At 46.7% G+C, this 17,879-nt stretch carries 12 protein-coding genes and 1 pseudogene; 9 read left to right on the top strand and 4 right to left on the bottom strand.

All coding sequences use genetic code 11. From position 1 onward, the window contains the following. The first annotated feature begins 82 nt into the window (after window positions 1–82). From glmM to GOM71_RS25165, 3 genes are all read left to right on the top strand, one after another. Window positions 83–1,423 carry a phosphoglucosamine mutase gene (glmM, locus tag GOM71_RS18930; protein ID WP_156283891.1) on the top strand — a complete coding sequence of 447 codons (1,341 nt, stop codon included), beginning with the start codon at window positions 83–85 and terminating at the stop codon, window positions 1,421–1,423. Window positions 1,424–2,099: 676 nt separating this feature from the next. Further along, window positions 2,100–3,932 carry a glutamine--fructose-6-phosphate transaminase (isomerizing) gene (gene glmS, locus GOM71_RS18925; protein WP_156283889.1) on the top strand — a complete coding sequence of 611 codons (1,833 nt, stop codon included), beginning with the start codon at window positions 2,100–2,102 and terminating at the stop codon, window positions 3,930–3,932. Between the two features lie 626 nt (window positions 3,933–4,558). Continuing rightward, a complete protein-coding gene (locus GOM71_RS25165) occupies window positions 4,559–4,858 on the top strand; it encodes a hypothetical protein (protein WP_156283887.1) in 300 nt (99 codons plus the stop codon). Between the two features lie 409 nt (window positions 4,859–5,267). Here GOM71_RS25165 and GOM71_RS24745 read toward each other — a convergent pair whose 3' ends face one another. Beyond that, on the bottom strand, window positions 5,268–5,390 hold the full coding sequence (locus GOM71_RS24745) for a hypothetical protein (RefSeq protein WP_301539647.1): 123 nt from the start codon (window positions 5,388–5,390) through the stop codon (window positions 5,268–5,270). 670 nt (window positions 5,391–6,060) lie between these two features. Beyond that, window positions 6,061–7,512 (bottom strand): MocR-like pyridoxine biosynthesis transcription factor PdxR, encoded by a 1,452-nt coding sequence (gene pdxR / locus GOM71_RS18915; RefSeq protein ID WP_156283885.1) that lies wholly within the window; start codon window positions 7,510–7,512, stop codon window positions 6,061–6,063. 310 nt (window positions 7,513–7,822) lie between these two features. Here pdxR and GOM71_RS18910 point away from each other — a divergent pair, with 310 nt between their 5' ends. Beyond that, the gene (locus tag GOM71_RS18910) at window positions 7,823–8,656 is read left to right on the top strand and encodes a uroporphyrinogen-III synthase (protein WP_367649707.1); all 834 of its coding nucleotides are present in this window, start codon (window positions 7,823–7,825) and stop codon (window positions 8,654–8,656) included. Further along, window positions 8,653–9,603, top strand: coding sequence for a carbon-nitrogen hydrolase family protein (locus GOM71_RS18905; protein ID WP_156283881.1), 951 nt, complete (start codon window positions 8,653–8,655; stop codon window positions 9,601–9,603). Before GOM71_RS18910 ends, GOM71_RS18905 begins: the two co-directional genes overlap by 4 nt. Before the next feature lie 445 nt (window positions 9,604–10,048). Here GOM71_RS18905 and GOM71_RS18900 read toward each other — a convergent pair whose 3' ends face one another. Together GOM71_RS18900 and GOM71_RS24150 are read right to left on the bottom strand one after the other, a co-directional pair. After that, on the bottom strand, window positions 10,049–10,723 hold the full coding sequence (locus GOM71_RS18900) for a DsbA family protein (protein ID WP_156283879.1): 675 nt from the start codon (window positions 10,721–10,723) through the stop codon (window positions 10,049–10,051). 13 nt (window positions 10,724–10,736) lie between these two features. Then, window positions 10,737–10,868, bottom strand: a pseudogene (locus GOM71_RS24150) (FMN-dependent NADH-azoreductase); the annotation flags it as partial. Between the two features lie 691 nt (window positions 10,869–11,559). Here GOM71_RS24150 and GOM71_RS18895 point away from each other — a divergent pair. The 4 genes from GOM71_RS18895 (at window position 11,560) to GOM71_RS18880 (ending at window position 17,845) form a co-directional block, all read left to right on the top strand. Then, the gene (locus tag GOM71_RS18895) at window positions 11,560–13,020 is read left to right on the top strand and encodes a spore germination protein (protein ID WP_253944922.1); all 1,461 of its coding nucleotides are present in this window, start codon (window positions 11,560–11,562) and stop codon (window positions 13,018–13,020) included. A 19-nt stretch (window positions 13,021–13,039) separates the two neighbouring features. Next, window positions 13,040–14,149, top strand: a complete 1,110-nt coding sequence (locus GOM71_RS18890; RefSeq protein WP_156283875.1) for a GerAB/ArcD/ProY family transporter — start codon at window positions 13,040–13,042, stop codon at window positions 14,147–14,149. Then, complete coding sequence (locus tag GOM71_RS18885; RefSeq protein ID WP_156283873.1) at window positions 14,124–15,335, top strand: Ger(x)C family spore germination protein; 1,212 nt, start codon at window positions 14,124–14,126, stop codon at window positions 15,333–15,335. Before GOM71_RS18890 ends, GOM71_RS18885 begins: the two co-directional genes overlap by 26 nt. Before the next feature lie 206 nt (window positions 15,336–15,541). Beyond that, window positions 15,542–17,845, top strand: coding sequence for a YcdB/YcdC domain-containing protein (locus GOM71_RS18880; RefSeq protein ID WP_173275812.1), 2,304 nt, complete (start codon window positions 15,542–15,544; stop codon window positions 17,843–17,845). Window positions 17,846–17,879: the final 34 nt, after the last annotated feature.

Below are 17,879 nucleotides of genomic sequence, written 5' to 3'. Positions count from 1 at the left end.
AAAGGTTGGGGCTCAGTGATCTGAGCTTCGATTTCAATGAATTAAGGTTAGGCAACTATGCAAACAGAGGAGCAAGAACAATATGGGGAAATATTTTGGAACAGACGGTGTGCGCGGGGTAGCGAATGCAGAATTGACTCCGGAGCTTGCTTATAAAATCGGCCGTTGCGGCGGTTATGTACTTACGGGACAAGCGGATAAGCCTAAGGTTGTTATTGGACTCGACACGCGGATTTCCGGTCCGATGCTGGAGTCGGCGCTAATTGCCGGCCTGCTGTCGATCGGAGCGAGCGTTGTGCGTCTCGGCGTCGTGTCCACGCCGGCAGTTGCATACATTACTCGCGAGTTGAAGGCGGATGCGGGCGTTATGATTTCCGCGTCGCACAATCCGGTGCAAGATAACGGCATTAAATTTTTTGGCGGCGACGGCTTTAAGCTGTCCGACGAGACGGAGAATGAAATCGAGCGTTTGATCGATGCGGCAACCGATGAGCTCCCGCGTCCTATCGGCGGAGATATCGGTACGGTAACGACAGACGACGATGCCAAATATAGATTTTTGGAGTACTTGAAAACGACGATCAAAGGCGATTTCAACGGACTGAAAATTGTGCTCGACTGCGCGAACGGCTCGGCCTACGAGCTTGCTCCGAAAGTGTTCGCAGAGCTTGGAGCCAATATCGTTACGGTCGGCGCGGAGCCGGACGGCCGCAATATTAACGCTGGCGTAGGTTCTACGCATCCGGAATATTTGCGCGAGCAGGTGCTGGCGCATGGCGCGGACTTGGGTCTGTCGTTCGACGGCGACGCGGATCGTCTGATCGCGATTGACGACAAAGGCGAGGAAGTGGACGGAGATTATATTCTGGCGATTTGCGGCGATGCGATGAAGCGGGAGGGCAAGCTGAACGGCGAGACGGTTGTTACGACCGTAATGGCGAACATCGGCTTCTTCAAAGCGGCGCAGCGTTTGGGCCTGAAGACGGCGCAAACGGCTGTCGGCGACCGTTATGTGATGGAAGAAATGCGCCGCGGCGGCTTTAATCTGGGCGGCGAACAGTCCGGCCACGTTATTTTCCTCGATTACAATACGACAGGCGACGGTATTCTGACTGCCTTGCAGCTGGTGGATACGCTCGTGGCTTCGGGCCGCAAGCTGAGCGAGCTGAAAACGCTGATGAGCAAATATCCGCAGGTGCTTATTAACGTGCGAGTTGCCGATAAGAGCCTGTATGCGGGCAACGAGGCCATTGCTGCTGCAGTGGAAGCGGTGGAAGCGGAGCTTGGCGACAATGGCCGTGTGCTTGTGCGTCCGTCCGGTACGGAATCGCTTATTCGCGTTATGGCGGAAGGTCCGGATAAAGATCAAATCGAAGGCTATGTTGCCCGTATCGTTGATGTTGTGAAGCAGCAGCTTGGATAACATATGGTTTAGTTCGCGATGCCGCCTTGCTTGCTTGGAGCAGGGCGGTATCGTTTAACAGGCTAGAGCGAACGTAACGGAGAATGGGGAAGGGCTTAAAGACTACGAAAAGCGGACTTCGGCACGGGTTTTCTCGGTTAATTGCCAATTCTTTACCGGCCTAAGCCTAAAGTATAGGTTGCGAATTGCAATGAAAATGAATATGATAGGAAGTATCATTCCAGCAGGAAAGCGAGGAGCGAGGTTACAAACGTTTCATAAGCGCCAGAGCTTGCGTGATGAACAGATTTTTTTTCGCGGTATGGGAAGAGAATCGTTCATACGGGAAGCTGACGAGGTGAAGGTGTTCGGAACATTCGGCGGGGACCTTCCGGTATAGCATGCCAACCGAAAGCCGTTACGCAAATAGATTGGGCGACCGATCTGACAAACGTGCGGCGGGCTTGCAGAACAGTAATTCGTTTATATTTCAATGCGAAACGAAGCGTCGCCTCCAATGGACGGCGAAGCCGTTTCTGCTAGAACTCCCGTATGTCTACGGTGCCGCTTGAGGGGCGGGCAGGGGCAGAAGGGTTGACATTGGCTTGCATATAATGACAACCGAATAGCGCTGTGCCGCGCATAGCGGACATCCGGATACGGGCAAATTATACCGATAACGGAGGTCTATATAATTATGTGTGGTATTGTAGGATATATTGGTAAACGCGACTCGCAGGACATTTTGATCGAAGGTTTGAAGAAGCTTGAGTATCGCGGTTATGACTCTGCGGGCATTGCTGTGTTTACAGCGAACGGTCTGGAAATTTCGAAGTCGAAAGGCCGCCTTGCAGTACTGGAAGATAAATTGCGCGATGAGCCGCTTGCCGGTTCGGTCGGCATTGGCCATACGCGCTGGGCAACACACGGTAAACCGTCTGACGTGAACTCGCATCCGCATACGGACAACTCGGCGAAATTCTCAGTTGTACACAACGGGATCGTTGAGAACTACCTGGATTTGAAAGATGAACTGACAGCGAAGGGTCATGTTTTCGTGTCGGAGACGGATACAGAAGTCATCTCCCACCTTGTGGCTGATGAGTATGACGGCAACATCGTTGAGGCGGTTCAACGCGCGGTTAAACGGATGCGCGGCGCGTTTGCGCTTGGCGTATTAACGGAATTTGAGCCTGAGAAACTGGTTGCGGTTCGTTTCGCGAGCCCGCTCGTTATCGGCATTGGAGAAGGCGAGAACTTCATCGGTTCGGATATTCCGGCGATTCTGGAGCATACTCGCAACGTGTATATTTTGAACGACGGCGAAATGGCTGTTTTGACACGCGACGGTGTCGAATTGATGACGACGGAAGGCGAATTTATTTCCAAGGAAATATATCATGTCGATTGGGACCTGGTCACTGCAGAAAAAGCCGGATTTGATCATTTCATGCTGAAAGAAATTTACGAGCAGCCGAAGGCTTACCGCGACACGATGCTCGGCCGTATTGCTGATGACGGCAAATCGGTTGATCTGAAAGAATTGACGATGGATGCGGACTACATCAAGTCGATCCGCAAAGTGCATATCGTAGCTTGCGGTACGGCGTACCATGCAGGCATGGTTGGCAAAACGGTAATCGAATCGCTTGCTCGTATTCCGGTTGAGACAGATGTCGCTTCCGAATACCGCTATCGTTCGCCAATCATTACACCGGATACGCTTGTTATCGTCGTAAGCCAATCGGGCGAAACGGCTGATACGCTTGCTGCGCTTCGCGAAGCGAAACGCAACGGCGCTCGCGTACTGGCAATTACGAACGTTGTAGGTAGCTCGGTTGCGCGTGAAGCGGACGATGTGCTCGTAACTTGGGCAGGTCCGGAAATCGCGGTTGCTTCGACTAAAGCTTACACGTCGCAATTGATTGCGTTCTACCTGTTCGGTCTGCATCTTGCAGGCGTATTGGGAACGAAAGCGGAAGCTGAAGTTGCTGCGCTGATCTCGGCGATGCATGAGCTGCCAGAACAAGTCGAAGCTATTCTGGAGCAATCCGCCGTATTGAAACAAGTAGCGGAGTCGATCTCCTCGCATAAAAATCTGTTCTTCATCGGCCGCGGCGTGGACTATGCAGTCGCGCAAGAAGGCTCGCTGAAGCTGAAAGAAATTTCGTACATTCACTCCGAAGCTTATGCGGCAGGCGAGCTGAAGCATGGCACGCTGGCGCTGATCGAGGATAACATCCCGGTTATCGCGCTCGTTACGCAAGAAGAGCTGTACGAAAAAACGCTCAGCAACATCAAAGAAGTGAAAGCGCGCGGCGCTCACGTTCTGGGCATCGCTAACGCAGGCAGCGAAGTTGAAGTGAGCAAATCGGTCGACGAATTGTTCGCCATTCCGAAAACATTGCCATTGCTGTCGCCAGCCCTGTCGGTTGTGCCGCTGCAATTGATTTCGTACTATGCCTCGCTGGCGCTCGGCCATGACGTTGATAAGCCAAGGAACTTGGCGAAGAGTGTTACGGTTGAGTAGTGGGGGATTCTTTCTGTTCAGTGTTGTTGTTCAGTGAAAATAAAGTATTAGACTGCTGGGTGTGACAGTGTGTACATCTAACAAGCCCTAACGCCTACCATATAAACTCTGCACAAAGCTAATAAAGTTTGACTGCAAGCCGAGCTGATTTCAGGCATTTCTCTCCTGATTTCACTCGGCTTTTCTTTTTCAATCTAATCTTATCCCCGATCATTTCTCGATCAATATTTCCGCCAATCCCTTGTCAAATCAGGCTTCTTCTCGATTCAAGCTCTAACTGATTCTTATCTTGCTCGTCCTTTCAACCCTAATCTCGGTGTTACTCCTGCTTTTACTCCTGCCTTCCTTCAAACATTTACGGTTCGATTCGTGATTTGAAGAGGGATTTTTCCGATGATTTCTCCTGATTTTCCGTCAAACATAGCGTGAAAAAAGAATTTGGAGGGGAAGTGTGATGAAAGGTTGAAAAGCCTTGTGGAGCGTGGAGTTTCGGGGATTTGGATGGGGAGGGGGGATGGGCAGAATTATTTAGAAATTGACAGATGTAGATCGGTTACACTAAGTTGGACAGAAAAAATAAGGGCTTGTAGAATAAACCTATCCATGCTAAGGGGCGGATCTCTACAATGCCTAAAAAACAAAGACGCACGTTTACAACCAAATTCAAAAAGCAGATGGTGCAGCTCTATGAAAATGAGAAAACCAGAGCAGCGATTGTGGAGGAATATAACCTCACCTGGATCAGCCAAGCTCAGACAACGGGCTCCTTCACTCGGTATCAGCAATGTGCGACGTCCTGCAAATCGCAAGAAGTACGTTTTATTACGACGCCCAAGAACGAATCACTAAAGATGATGTCGCTGAAGCTATTGTGGATATCTTTCTCAAGAACCGAAAAGCCTACGGTACACGCAAGATCAAAGTGAACTCCACGAGCGCGGGTTCATCGTCTCCAGACGCCGCATTGGCCGCACGGTGTCGCAATATAAACCCCAGAAATCGTCCTGCGACGAAGCGACGACAGACAATGTTCTGAAGAGAATTTGTTCAAACGGAAGCTAAACGCTTAGTCGTCAGTGATTTGACGTATGTGAAGTCCAGAACCGATGGCATTACATTTGTGTGCTGATGGATCTGTTTATCGGTCGATCGCTAAGTATGGAAGGCTGTCCGTACGACAACGCTGCGCCTGAAGCCACCTATAAGATCATGAAAACAGAATTTGTGAACCAGATGACCTTCCAAAGCCTCCATCCATCGAATCGTTTCATTCCACACTAAAGTTTGAAACGTTCTATCTCGAAGGAATTACCTCTACAACAACTGGTGTACATTTCATTTATCTTCGGAGTCTTCCCATCTTTTCGAGTAAGCTTTATTTGTAACCCAGAAAGTCATCCACGCAAGCACAATAAGAATAAGTGTGGCGGCGATCCATACACCAACTGGAACATTCATAGTTACATCTCCTTAATTACTATTATTCAAACTAAAATTTTCTATTCACCTCAAGAGATTCTTCTGAACGAATAATCAGACGTCCAAAAAAGAAGATAAGAAATGGACATAAAATAAAAGCTACACAGAGCATAATAAAAGATACTAAAGTCGCCATTTGGTTATCTACCTTCCTATATTTGATTACACTTATTGAAGTAACTAAAATTATATTAGGTGGAAATGAAGGTAATGTAACCATCCAATCGACTAGATCTTATACCATCCAATTTTACCGTACATGAATGAGTAATGAACAATACGCAGAAGATAATTTCATTACTAATATCGGAATAGAATCATTAATTGGGCAGCATTAATTTAGACGTTTCAAAGCACTGTTTCGCACTGTATGTCGTATAGGGCGGTAGCACAAAAAAGGACGCTGGGCAGCGGGATTTCCACTGCTCAGCGTCTTTTTCGTATATTTTTGCATTATAGATCATCCGTTATCCCTGACGTTTCGTAAAGCCTTCCATGATAAAATACTGATACTCTAAGGGCGTTACGAGTGTGTTAAAAGTTGGATGTTTAGTCCAACCTTTGATGGTGGATTGATAGCGTGTTTGAACCCAAACCCCAAACGATGGTATACGAAAGTGTGAGAAAAAAATGGTTCTGTGGACTTAATTTATAACGATGAGTTGATGCTAGTCAGAGACCGTAGTGCTTCTGCAAATCGGGTTATTCCGGATTTGATCTCATCGTTTTTGGCTCGGGCAAATGTAAATCGTACGAAGCCTGAATCAGAGCCGTAGACGCTTCCCGGCACGAACACGACCCCTTTTTGGATTGCTTCATCCAGCAGTTTTCCATCGTGAACATCCGGAATTAGTTTACACCACAGATGCAGTCCCCCGTAAGGTATGTCGAATATGACCAAATCTTGCAGTTCTCTCCGCAAGGTATCGATCAGCAGATCTCGCTTAAATTGCAGTTGTATGCGGAGACGTTCCAAGTGCGGTTCAAAATGAGCTGATTTCAAAAACTGCGCAGCGACCTGTTGTGGAATGACGCTTAATCCGAAATCCATCTGCTGCCTAGCATCTGCTAGACGCTCCACAATGGAACGCGGGGCGACCATCCAACCGATCCGTAGACCAGACGCGGCGATTTTGGAAAACGAACCGATATACAGGACGGATCCGAAGGTATCCAACGATTTTAGCGGCTCAGGTGGCTTTCCTTCATAAGCAGTCAAGCTGAAAGGATCATCCTCTACAATTGGTAATGCCAATTCACTGGAAATTTTCAACAACTGTTCGCGACGCTCATTTGCAAGTACGGTCCCTGTCGGGTTCTGATAATTCGGATTGAGAAACACCATTTTGATCCGATGTTTTTTGTATAAGGTGCGAATGTCATCGGGACGGATACCATACTGATCTACGGGAAGCCGAAAGAGTTTGAGTCCAGCCGATTGAAACATAGGTAACGAGTAGCAGTAAGAAGGGTCCTCGATCGCCACGGCATCTCCCGGCGACAATAGGCATTGTGTAATCAAATACAATGATTGTTGAGATCCGGATGTAATGAGGATGGACGATTCGTTCGTTTGAATAGACCGGTGCTTCTTCAAATAAGAAACCAGAGCTTCTCTAAGCGGAACATATCCTTGTGGATTGTCGTAGCCCAAATAAGATGTATAGTGATGCGAACTCATCAAACTTGCAATTTCATCCGCGGGTGCTAGGTCCGCTGCCAGTTCACCACTTGCGAAATCAATTAGAGAAGGCTGGTCTGTTAGCGCTTCTCTTATCTTTCGCAAAAAAGGCGGATTAGGCAAAAAACTGCCTCCTTCGGAATATCGTTTCCAATTTGGTGTATGTTTGGGTGTAGCCCCCCACTTTGTTGAGCTGACACGCGTTCCGCTGCCAGTACGGCTTTCTATGATACCGAATGAGCGCAATTCGGCAAAGGCTTGAATGACAGTGCTACGATTCACTTCTAGTTGCTCAGCCAATTTTCGTTCAGATGGCAATAGGCTACCTGGCGGAAACTCGCCGTACGAGATTCGCTGTTCCAGAAAATCGGCAATCTGTTCATATAATGGTTTGTTGCTGTAACGATCAGGCTTCCACAAATCCCTCACCTCATTCAAATTTAGATTGCCATAGTGTGCTTTTTATCATACCATCGCTGCTCAAAATTGAAAGTAACCATTTCATCTTATCCTTTATTATCTATTTATTGAACATGGATGGTTCGGACCGGGATTGAATGGATGGTGAAATTGATCCGCTATTGGATGGTTATTTATTGTTAATTATCAATTAATATAGTGGTCAAGTCGGAATTCAAAGGGGTGATTTGGTTTGTGACAATCACTAATGACGATAAAATGGAGAAGATTTCGGGACGTATTGGCAGCGAACAGGAATGGGGTGAAAACAGTGGTTAAAGGACTTGCAGGAAAACGGATTGCCATTACGGGCTCCCGTAAAATAGTGGAATTGAGTGAAATTATCGAGCGGCAGGGTGGAGAGGCGGTTGTTCGTCCGCAGCAGGGGCTTTTTGTGCTGCAAGAGAAGGATGTGGAATATGACCTTCTTCGATTGCTCGAAAGTGGGACGGACTGGGCCATTTTTACAACAGGTACAGGACTTGCAGCCTTATTGGAACAGGCGGAACGCATCGGGGTTAGAGAACGGCTGATCACCCTGTTCAGGAACTCAAAAATCGGAGCGAGAGGTTATAAAACCTTTACTTTATTGAAAAAGCTTGGCATTCAGCCGATCGTAATAGATGAAGATGGTACGACTAAAGGCTTGATTCAGGCGCTGCAGAGCTATCATTATGCCGATCAAAACGTGGCAATTCAACTCCATGGAGAGCCTATGCCTGAACTTGTTTCATTTTTTGAAAGTAAGGGTGCGTTTGTTCGGACCATACTGTCTTACCAACATGTGGCTCCTGAACAGGCGATATCACACCAGCTTTGTCAAGAAATTTTAGAAGGAGCTCTGGATGCGGTTTGTTTTACAACAGCCGTTCAGGTACGTTACTTTTTCCAATATGTCAAAAATCATGGTCATTATTTGGATATCAAAAAAAGTTTTCTAAACCAGGTTTTAGCGGTTGCGGTTGGTCGGGTTACGGCAGAAGCGTTAAGGGAAGAAGGGGTTAGACGGATATTAACGCCCGAGAACGAACGAATGGGCGCGATGATTGTAGAGCTTTCATATTATTTCCGCAACGCGTCAACGCAGAGAGGGGGAGTGGAATGAATAATCGTAATGTTCGGGTGGCTGTTGTACAGTCTGCGTCTACATTATTTGAAAAACAATCAGCCTTGGATAAGATCGAAAGCATGACAAGAGAAGCAGCAGGACAAGGAGCGCAATTGATCGTCTTCCCTGAGGTGTTTCTTCCCGGATATCCGCGAGGACTTAGCTTCGGCGTTCGTGTCGGTAGCCGTACCCCTGATGGAAGAAAGGATTGGCAGCGCTATTGGGAAAATTCGATCAAGGTTCCAGGAGCCGAAACCGATTTTCTGGGCGGGCTGGCCAAAGAGCTAAACGTCTATTTAATCATCGGCATAGTTGAACGGGATCAGGAATTCAGTACAGGCACTTTGTATAACTCCATTATTTATATCGGACCTGATGGGACCCTCTTGGGCAAGCACCGCAAGCTGGTTCCAACTGGTTCTGAGCGCCTTCTTTGGGGGCAAGGGGACGGAAGTACTCTAACTGTTATCGATACCCCATTTGGCAGAATCGGTGGCCTTATTTGTTGGGAAAATTATATGCCATTGGCCCGTACGGCTATGTACGCACAAGGTATCGATATCTATATTGCTCCAACGGCGGATGCTCGCGATACGTGGCAGGCAACCATTCGTCATATTGCGTGCGAGGGTCGCTGTTATGTACTTTCTTGCAATCAATTTTCCACAAAAGAGACCTATCCAGCCGACTTAGCTTACTACGATGATATTCAAGATGATGATTATGTGCTCAACCGGGGCGGAAGCGCCATTGTCGATCCGCTTGGGGAGTACATCGTGAACCCACTCTATGATAAAGAAGGTATTATGTTCGCGACTCTGGATCTTGACGAGGTGATACGAAGTAGATTCGATTTCGACGTTGTCGGGCATTACAGCCGTCCGGATGTATTTCAGCTTATCGTTAATGATAAAAAGCAGGAAATCGTAAGTAAAATGAATTAGAGAGCCGTGTACTTGTGCATATTCGCATTTGCTTTCACATGCGTAGAATCCGACACAAGTACTCGGCTACGCGTCGGATTGGTAGACGGTAAGCCGCGATCTGGTCGTTAACGAATACAAAGCTACTGACGGTAGCTTCGCAGCGGATTTGAATGCTGAAGGAAACTTTGCCGTATTCGAATACGAGAAGAATTATGCCGATGTGGGAAGCTCGAGCTGGTTCTATGAAGCCGTCGCTTCGCAGTCGGCGAAGCATATGGGCTTGCTAAGGCAATTGACCTCGTGCGTTACCCCATCGTACAGAGGCGCTCGTTTTTGTTCAAACACCAAATTATTCGTTTTACAGGAATTCTAACGGGCAGTTTACGCTGATGAGTTTTCAATGAAATTCAAAAAGCTCTGACCGCGCACGAATGCAGAATCAGAGCTATTCTTCTCACCGACTTCAACAGCCGTTCTTATTATCCAGTGAACAATGTTCCCCTGCTATATTTTGTATTAAATTCGTGCAAGACAGACGCTCTTCAAGCTCCTCGATGCCCATAGTTCCACCAAGTGAGATTAATTCATTCCCGTTACGGAGTAGTAGGGTAGGATAGCTATTTACCCCGAGATGCTTTACTTTGACGAAGTCTGCGCGGGCTGCGGTAATTGACGCCGGGTCATCCAAGAGTTTCAGGACTGCGTTTGGATCGATATTGTTAGCTAGGGCAATTTTATAATAAGTTCCTGGATCACTGAGGCTCATACCCTCGTAGTAGAATGCATGTTGCATGGCGGAGGCAAGATATATTGCACGATCAGGCGCCAGGGAACGCAAAGCATTAAATCCGATTGCTGGGGACTTAGAATTCATAACGAAACTGCCTTCGCTTAGGAGTTCCTGGTAAGCTGAGCCAAACTCGACGCCTGTAAGTTGACTAATCCGCTTATTTGCCTCTGGAATATGAGAGAATGACCCTATAGAATGACTTCGATCACCAATAAATAGGCCGCCACTCAAAACGGTAAGTGGCAATTCGGGATGATTTTCATGCAGACTGCGAATGGTTTTTGAAAACCCGTAACACCATCCACAATAGGCGTCCCACGCATAGATAAGCTCTTTAGCAGCAGTCATGACGACTCCTTTCTAAATCAATTTTTGCCGGCTCGCTCACCAATAACGGTGCCTTGTAGGATTCAATGAATGTGTTGCCAACGGCAGTGCCGTAGGACTGACTTTCATCATGTGGGTGCGCTGTGATAGATAATACTTTTGCCATTATTAGTACCATTCTTTATAAAGTAGTTTGTTACCTATAACAATATCGTTTACATGTAACTATAATAGTTACATGATGGGCGCTTGTCAATCCTGATTGTATATTGAACTTAACGTCGCGAATTCATACAGTTGTATTTAAACCAGGTACTGCTAACATAGAGAAGGAATTGCAGTTAAAGCAGTCGATCTCCCGCGTTCGCGTCCGAATATATGCGAATATCGGTTGCTAGCCTCAACATTCATAACTAATATAAACCCATGTCCATATAAAAACGTAGGTTTATGTACATGCTGACCCGCTGAAAGCGGGTCTTTTTTTCATCTCTAAAACTAACTTTTAAGCCTGCCACGACTTTAAATGTTTCCTAGCGAATGCCTGAGCAAATGCATAGAGAGGATAACGATGGTTACGATTGTTGCAATCGGAGTTTAAATCTGTCTTTGATTCAAGTGAATAAAATAGATGCTTAAAGACAAAATATTCAAGTGACTAAATTATGTATTGAAGGGAGTGTGTGGAATTGTCATTTATCTGGATTTCTTTAATTCATTTATTAAGCCAATGGGAGTTCTACATTCAAACCTCCATAATGATTGGAGTTCCAATATTTCTGGATGCGCTATGCGTTCGTCTCCGCAATAGATACTTGAATAAGGATAAACCAACGTGATAAGGAGAAATGGTCGAAATGAACGCACCAATATTCACAGGCAATTATGATCTAGACATGGAGAAAGTTAGGAAAGGATTAGAAATCCATTCGGATCTTCAATGCAGGCAATTCCTACTGGGAGTAACCCCCCTCCGCGCCGCATTGGTGTTTGTAGATGGCTTATCCGACAAGGAGTTCATTGACCGCAACCTTATTCGCGAGCTCATGAAAGGCGAGTACGAGCTTCCTGTAACTACGGACTTTATACAAAATCGAATCCTTAGCATTGGAAGACTCTTACAAGACGCTGCCAAGGAACAGTGGCTTGCTAAAGTCTTATTTGGGTATACAATGCTGCTCGTAGAGGGCTTGTGTGAGCCTATACTGATCGATACGGTGCTGGGGGGGAAAAGAGACCTTCAAGAACCCGAAACAGAAGGATTGGTACGGGGCCCGCGGATTGGCTTTAACGAAGTGCTGGCTGACAACACAGCTCTGCTGCGTCGCAGCGGAGAAACCGATACACTGGTTATCACCAAGCGAACAATAGGCATTCGATCACGCAAATTAGTCGCCATTGCGTATTTCTCGGATATCGTTGAGCCGAATTTAGTACAGGAGGTTGAAAGGAGAATCTCCAAGATCGATCTGGATCATTTGCCGGAGAGCGGGTACATCGAACAACTTATAGAAGACGACCCGTTAAGTCCTTTTCAACAAGTGCAGAACACAGAGAGACCCGACAAAGTAATAGCTGCCCTACTTGAAGGACGTGTGGCGATTCTTCTTGACGGAACACCCTTCGTGCTCATTGTGCCGACGACATTTAGCATGCTGCTACAGTCACCAGAGGATTATTATGACCGCTGGCTTCCGGTCTCATTTATACGGCTTCTTCGATTTATAGCTGTCGGAGTGGCGCTGCTTCTCCCTTCCATCTATATTTCTTTCATATCCTTTCATCCGGGTCTTATTCCGACCAAACTTGTAATTTCAATCATGCACACTCGGAATGGCGTACCGTTCCCTGCCTACATCGAGGCGATTGTAATGGAAGTTGCAATTGAAATTCTGCGAGAGGCGGGACTTCGCCTGCCAAAGCCAATCGGTCCAGCCATGGGCATCGTCGGAGGACTTATCATCGGAGAAGCGTCGGTTCAAGCAGGGATTGTGAGCCCGATTCTCGTTATTGTAGTGGCAGGAACTGCCGTAACATCATTTACGATTCCTGCATATAGCGCCGGCATTACTTTCCGGTTCTTGCGGTTTTTCGCTATGATGTCCGCTGCACTGTTCGGCCTTTATGGTGTGCTCATGTTTCTTCTGCTTATCGCCAGTCATCTCGTCCGATTGAAGAGCTTTGGGGTCCCGTATTTAAGCCCAGCAATTCCTTACCGAATCTCCGATTGGAAAGACTTATTGTTCAGGCTTCCTATTGGCTACATGAAGCGTCGGCCAGAGATGTTGAAATCACTTGATGTAATTCGCAAGAAATGAATACGAGGAGGAATAAGTCTTGAATGTTTTAACAGAACGTATCGATACGCCACTGGCAGTCATCATTGTTTCCAATATGATATTAGGATCCGGAATTTTGTCATTGCCGAGAGTGGCAGCTGCGTCCACGCATACTCCCGATGCTTGGTTGGCTGTTGTCGGAGGCGGTCTGCTCACCATCGCTGCCGGGACTGGAATGGCTTTGTTAAGCCGAAGATACCCCGACCGCACCATCTATGAATTTATTCCCCATGTTCTCGGGAGAGCAGGCGGATTCGTCTATTCATTGCTGATCATATTTTATTTTTTAAGTAGCGCTTCGTTTCAAGTCAGTACCATGGCAAAAGTCTCAGGGTACTTTCTTCTTGAGGGAACGCCTTCCTGGGTTGTTATTAGCATTTTTATATGGGTAGGCCTCTATTTGATGGTTGGAGGAATCGAATCGATCGCTCGAATTAGTGAACTATTATTACCTCCAACAGTCCTTATATTGCTGATACTGTTGTTTTTGAGCATTCGAATTTTCGAATGGAATCATGTTTTGCCGATAGGAGGAAGTGGCGTTTCTTCGATTTTTCATGGATTGAAGTCGACAAGCCTCGCATTTTCAGGTGCGGAAGCCATTTTGTTCGTAACGGCTTTCATGTCGAATTCCTCCAAATCAGTTAAAGCGGTAATTGCAGGCATTATGATCCCGATGATCATTTATGTGGCTATCGTTTTTCTCACGATTGGCGCACTTACTGTAGATGGAACGATCTCGAGGACGTGGCCTTTAATGGATGTGATCCGGAGCTTTGAAATTCCAGGACTCGTTTTTGAGCGCTTCGAGTCATTGCTGTTAGTAACTTGGATCATGCAAATATTCACTTCATTCACCGTAAGCTATTTTGGAGCTTCTCTAGGGCTTGCCTGTTTATTTGGAATAAGCCTAAAAAGAAGCTTATTTATGCTTCTTCCGTTTTTATATGTCTTGATTCGTTTGCCGCGAAATATTGAAGAATTATCCCAGTGCGGTGATTTCATCGGAAATACAGCGATTTGGCTTTTTGGCGGACTGCCGTGGATACTGCTGCTTGTTTCCATAACGAAAGAGAAAATGCATGCCAAGAGTGGCTCTAATGCTTAAGATAGCTCTTCCGTTTTTTCTGGTCATTCTGTTGTCTGGTTGCTGGAGTAGCAAAGAGATTGAGTCGCAGAGTTTGTACATCGGGATGGCATTGGATAAGGAGTGGAGCGATAAGACCGAGGAAGCGATGAATCGCAAAGGCGGGGATTATCAGAAGAAGGATGTGATAACCTCAACGATTCAGATTGTTTCGATGGAATCGGCTACTTCACCAGGCGCGAATAGTCTGGGTTCAGGGAGAAAAAAGCCATATCGGAACATAGTCATCTCAGGCGACTCTGTTATAGAGATTATTCGTGAAGCCGCCCTTAAATTAGACAAGCCCATCATTGGACACCATTTGAAAGTAATCGTTATAGGCAGTAAGCTTGCGGAGAGCGTCGGAGTGGATCAGCTCGTCGACTTCTATTTGAGGGATAACGATATAAGGATGAGCACTATGGTGTTCGTGAGTAAAGGGAAAGCATCAGATGTGATAAAGAGCGATGCTTCTGGTGACATACCCTCGACCCATCTGGCGGGTATTGCCGATAATCAATTCCGAACCATTAAGATTCTTCCAGCGCAAACATTGGTCACATTGAACGGACATCTTCAAGCAGGAGAGAACTTCCTGCTGCAAAATGTGATTGCGGCTAAGGGAGAAATGAAGGTGTCCGGCGCTGGCGTATTCGATGGAACAACCCGAACATTGAAGGGCTTTCTGAACGAGGACGAGGTGGGATCGCTTATTTGGTTGAACGGTCTAGGCAAAGGGGGCGTGCTTAAGGTTTATGATCCTCGAAGCGGGAAGGCTATGACTTACGAAATAAATTCAATGAGGAGCAAAATCAAGTCCTCTCTGTCTTCAGACAAACGTGTCGTCTTTGAAGTTCGCATTCAATCGCGTGGGCACTGGATAGAAGATTGGAAAGACGCTGCTCATCCCCAGGGCGGGTTAGATCGACAGGAAGCGGAGAAGCTCTTCTCGGAAGCTGTGAAGGAAGGCGTTGAACAGCTTCTGGACAAGCTGCAGAATACACTTAAGATAGATGGTGCGGGCTTGGGAGAAAGACTGAGAGTTCAGCATCCCGCTGTCTGGGGCAGGCTAAAGTCAGATTGGAATAGCGAATTCAGCCAAGCTACAATTCGTGTAGAAGTGGAAACAAAGATTGAAGATTATGGGACGAAGAATCCTTCGATGTAAGGGGGGATAAGGCGATAGGGCTGTATCAAATGATCAATCGCTTGATACAGCTTTTAGGCTTCTTGGCACCAGCTTGACAAAAGTAACATCAATTATTTGTAAAAAATCCGAAACCATAACCCCTTATTCATCGTCTATACTAAGGTGTATTTTTTTGGGATTGATTTCTATTTTAGTGAAGGCGAGGAAAAGGGATGAAGAGATCTATGAATGGCAAACTGCTTGCAACGGTTTTGTCGCTCAGCTTGCTCCAGGTGCCTGTATTTGGCGGGCTTGCTTATGCGGCAGATTCCGTAACATCAACAAGTGCTGCATCTGTATCAACCGTGTCTGGCGCACTTGACGAGAGTCAGGCAAAAATTTCGAAAGATGAGGCTGTTGAGCGATTCAGAAAGCTGTTTCCGGAACTAAAGGATGCTGAAGCAGTAAGTGTTGATCTTGGCAACCCGAATCAATATCCGCCAAGCAATGAAATGATTTGGACCATTAGGTGGGACTTGACTGTAGAGAACGGATCATACGGCTTTGAATCTTCTATTGATGCGATTACCGGGGATATCATTACATACTATAATCCGCTTCCTAATGAACAATCGTATTATCCGGGAAAAGTCTCAAGGGAAGAAGCCGAGGAAATTGCCAAGAAATTCATCCAGGTTGCTTCGCCATCCATCAAGACGACAGACGAGCTTCAGCTCAAAGCAATCAAGAGCGATTATCCGCAAGCCTTATTTGGTCCGGTACAATATGCTTTCTCGTATCAGGTCCAAGTGAATGGTATTCAGGCAGCGAACGGCCAAATTCAGATTGTCATTGACGGGAATGGAAAAATAACGGAATATCGCGGTTTTAGCACTCCTAAAGATTATCCTTCTCCAGATACGGCTTTGACTGCAGCACAGGCAGCAGAAAAAATGAAGAAAGAGCTAAAGCTGCAACTGGCTTATATTCCAAGCGCCGATTATTACTTTAACCCGACGAAGGCCTCGGACTACCGTCTGGGTTATATTGCGACTAGCGGAATCGGCTTAATTGACGCAAAATCAGGCAAATTCCTCGATGAACAAGGTCAGGCTGCAGATTCTCTTCCGAGCATCGGTTACTCCTCCATTTCCTCATCGGCAGCTGTGTTCAAGCCTCATACAGGAGGAGAACTGACAAAGGAGGAAGCCATTGCGATTGTAACTGCGGCTACCGGTACGGAAGCATTTAAGGAAAACCCGCAAGCGTCGAACGGCAGTGACCGTGAAGGTCATAAGACATGGTCGATCTGGTCGGGAGATCCGTTTGGCGGAGAACAAGTCCATGCAGAAGTAGATGCTGTAACGGGACAACTCATCCAGTACTATTCTTTTTCCTATACATCAGGAGAATCCTCCACCGAGGAAGCACAAGCATCGGCGAAGACTGCCATTACAGAGGCGGAAGCAAAAGCGAAAGCTCAGGATCTCGTTACAAAGCTGTATCCGAATGCAGCTGGCAGCTTGAAGCTGATTGACCGCCCGGGAACGGTATCCTATAATCCGGATACGTCCTTTATATACAGCTTCCAGCAGTTCTATAACGGCAAGCCGATCCAGTCCTCGTTCGTTCAGATCAATCTGGATGGTCAAGGCAATCTGAAGCAGTATTATGCCATGACAACACCGGAGGATAAGCTTAGCAAGCTGGATTCCTTAAAAGCAAAGATTACGGAGGAAGAAGCGCTTAAGCTTTACCGCGATGCCATTAGTGCCGAGCTGCAATATACGACGGTCGGAGGCAATTACGTTGAAGGCCAATTGCAGGAGCAGCAAGTGAAGCTCGTGTATATGCCAAAGGTGAACGATGAAAGCGACTGGGGTGTCATCGTTAACGCGGTTACCGGCAAGCTCGAGCAGCAATATTTCTTCCCTGGCGCGACAGAACAGAAGAGTGAATTGCCGGCAGACGCGAAAAAGCATTGGGCGTTCAAATCGCTTCAGACCATGTTTGATTACGGCATTATTAAACCGGAATCCGACGGACTTATTCATCCGGACAAAACCGTTTCTAACGGAGACTGGATCAATATGCTGCAGGCTGGTTTTACAGGAGGAAACAACTACATTGCTCCGCAAAAACAGTTGTTTGCCGATATTCCGGTCGACAGCAAATATGCCGCAGCGGTAGAGTATTTGGTACAAAGGGGCTTCCTTAAAGCAGCTCCTACGCAAAAGCTGCATCCTGAACAGGCTTTAACTCGCGAAGATTTGGCTGTATGGCTGACGAAACTGCTGAAGTATGATAAGCTGTCTGAATTTATGGCTGGCGATACCGATGTGACCAAACTGAAGGATGCTGCCCAAATCAAGAACAAGGGCGCAGCGACCATCGCCTTGAAGCTGGGTCTGCTTACAGCGGATAACGGTAAATTTAATCCGACCGCGCCGGTTACGAAGGCGCAAATCAGTATCGTCCTGGTTAGACTAGCAACGCTGCAGGATAAAGTAGATACGCCAATTATGAATAATTATTATTTAATGAAATAAGAGGTTGTTCAAAAAAATCAAAAATAGCGGTGCA

It is taken from the genome of Paenibacillus sp. NEAU-GSW1, from assembly GCF_009737085.1.
Taxonomy (GTDB): domain Bacteria; phylum Bacillota; class Bacilli; order Paenibacillales; family Paenibacillaceae; genus Pristimantibacillus.
Note: the sequence above shows the minus strand (reverse complement) of the source record. Positions and strands in the feature narration are given on the sequence as shown.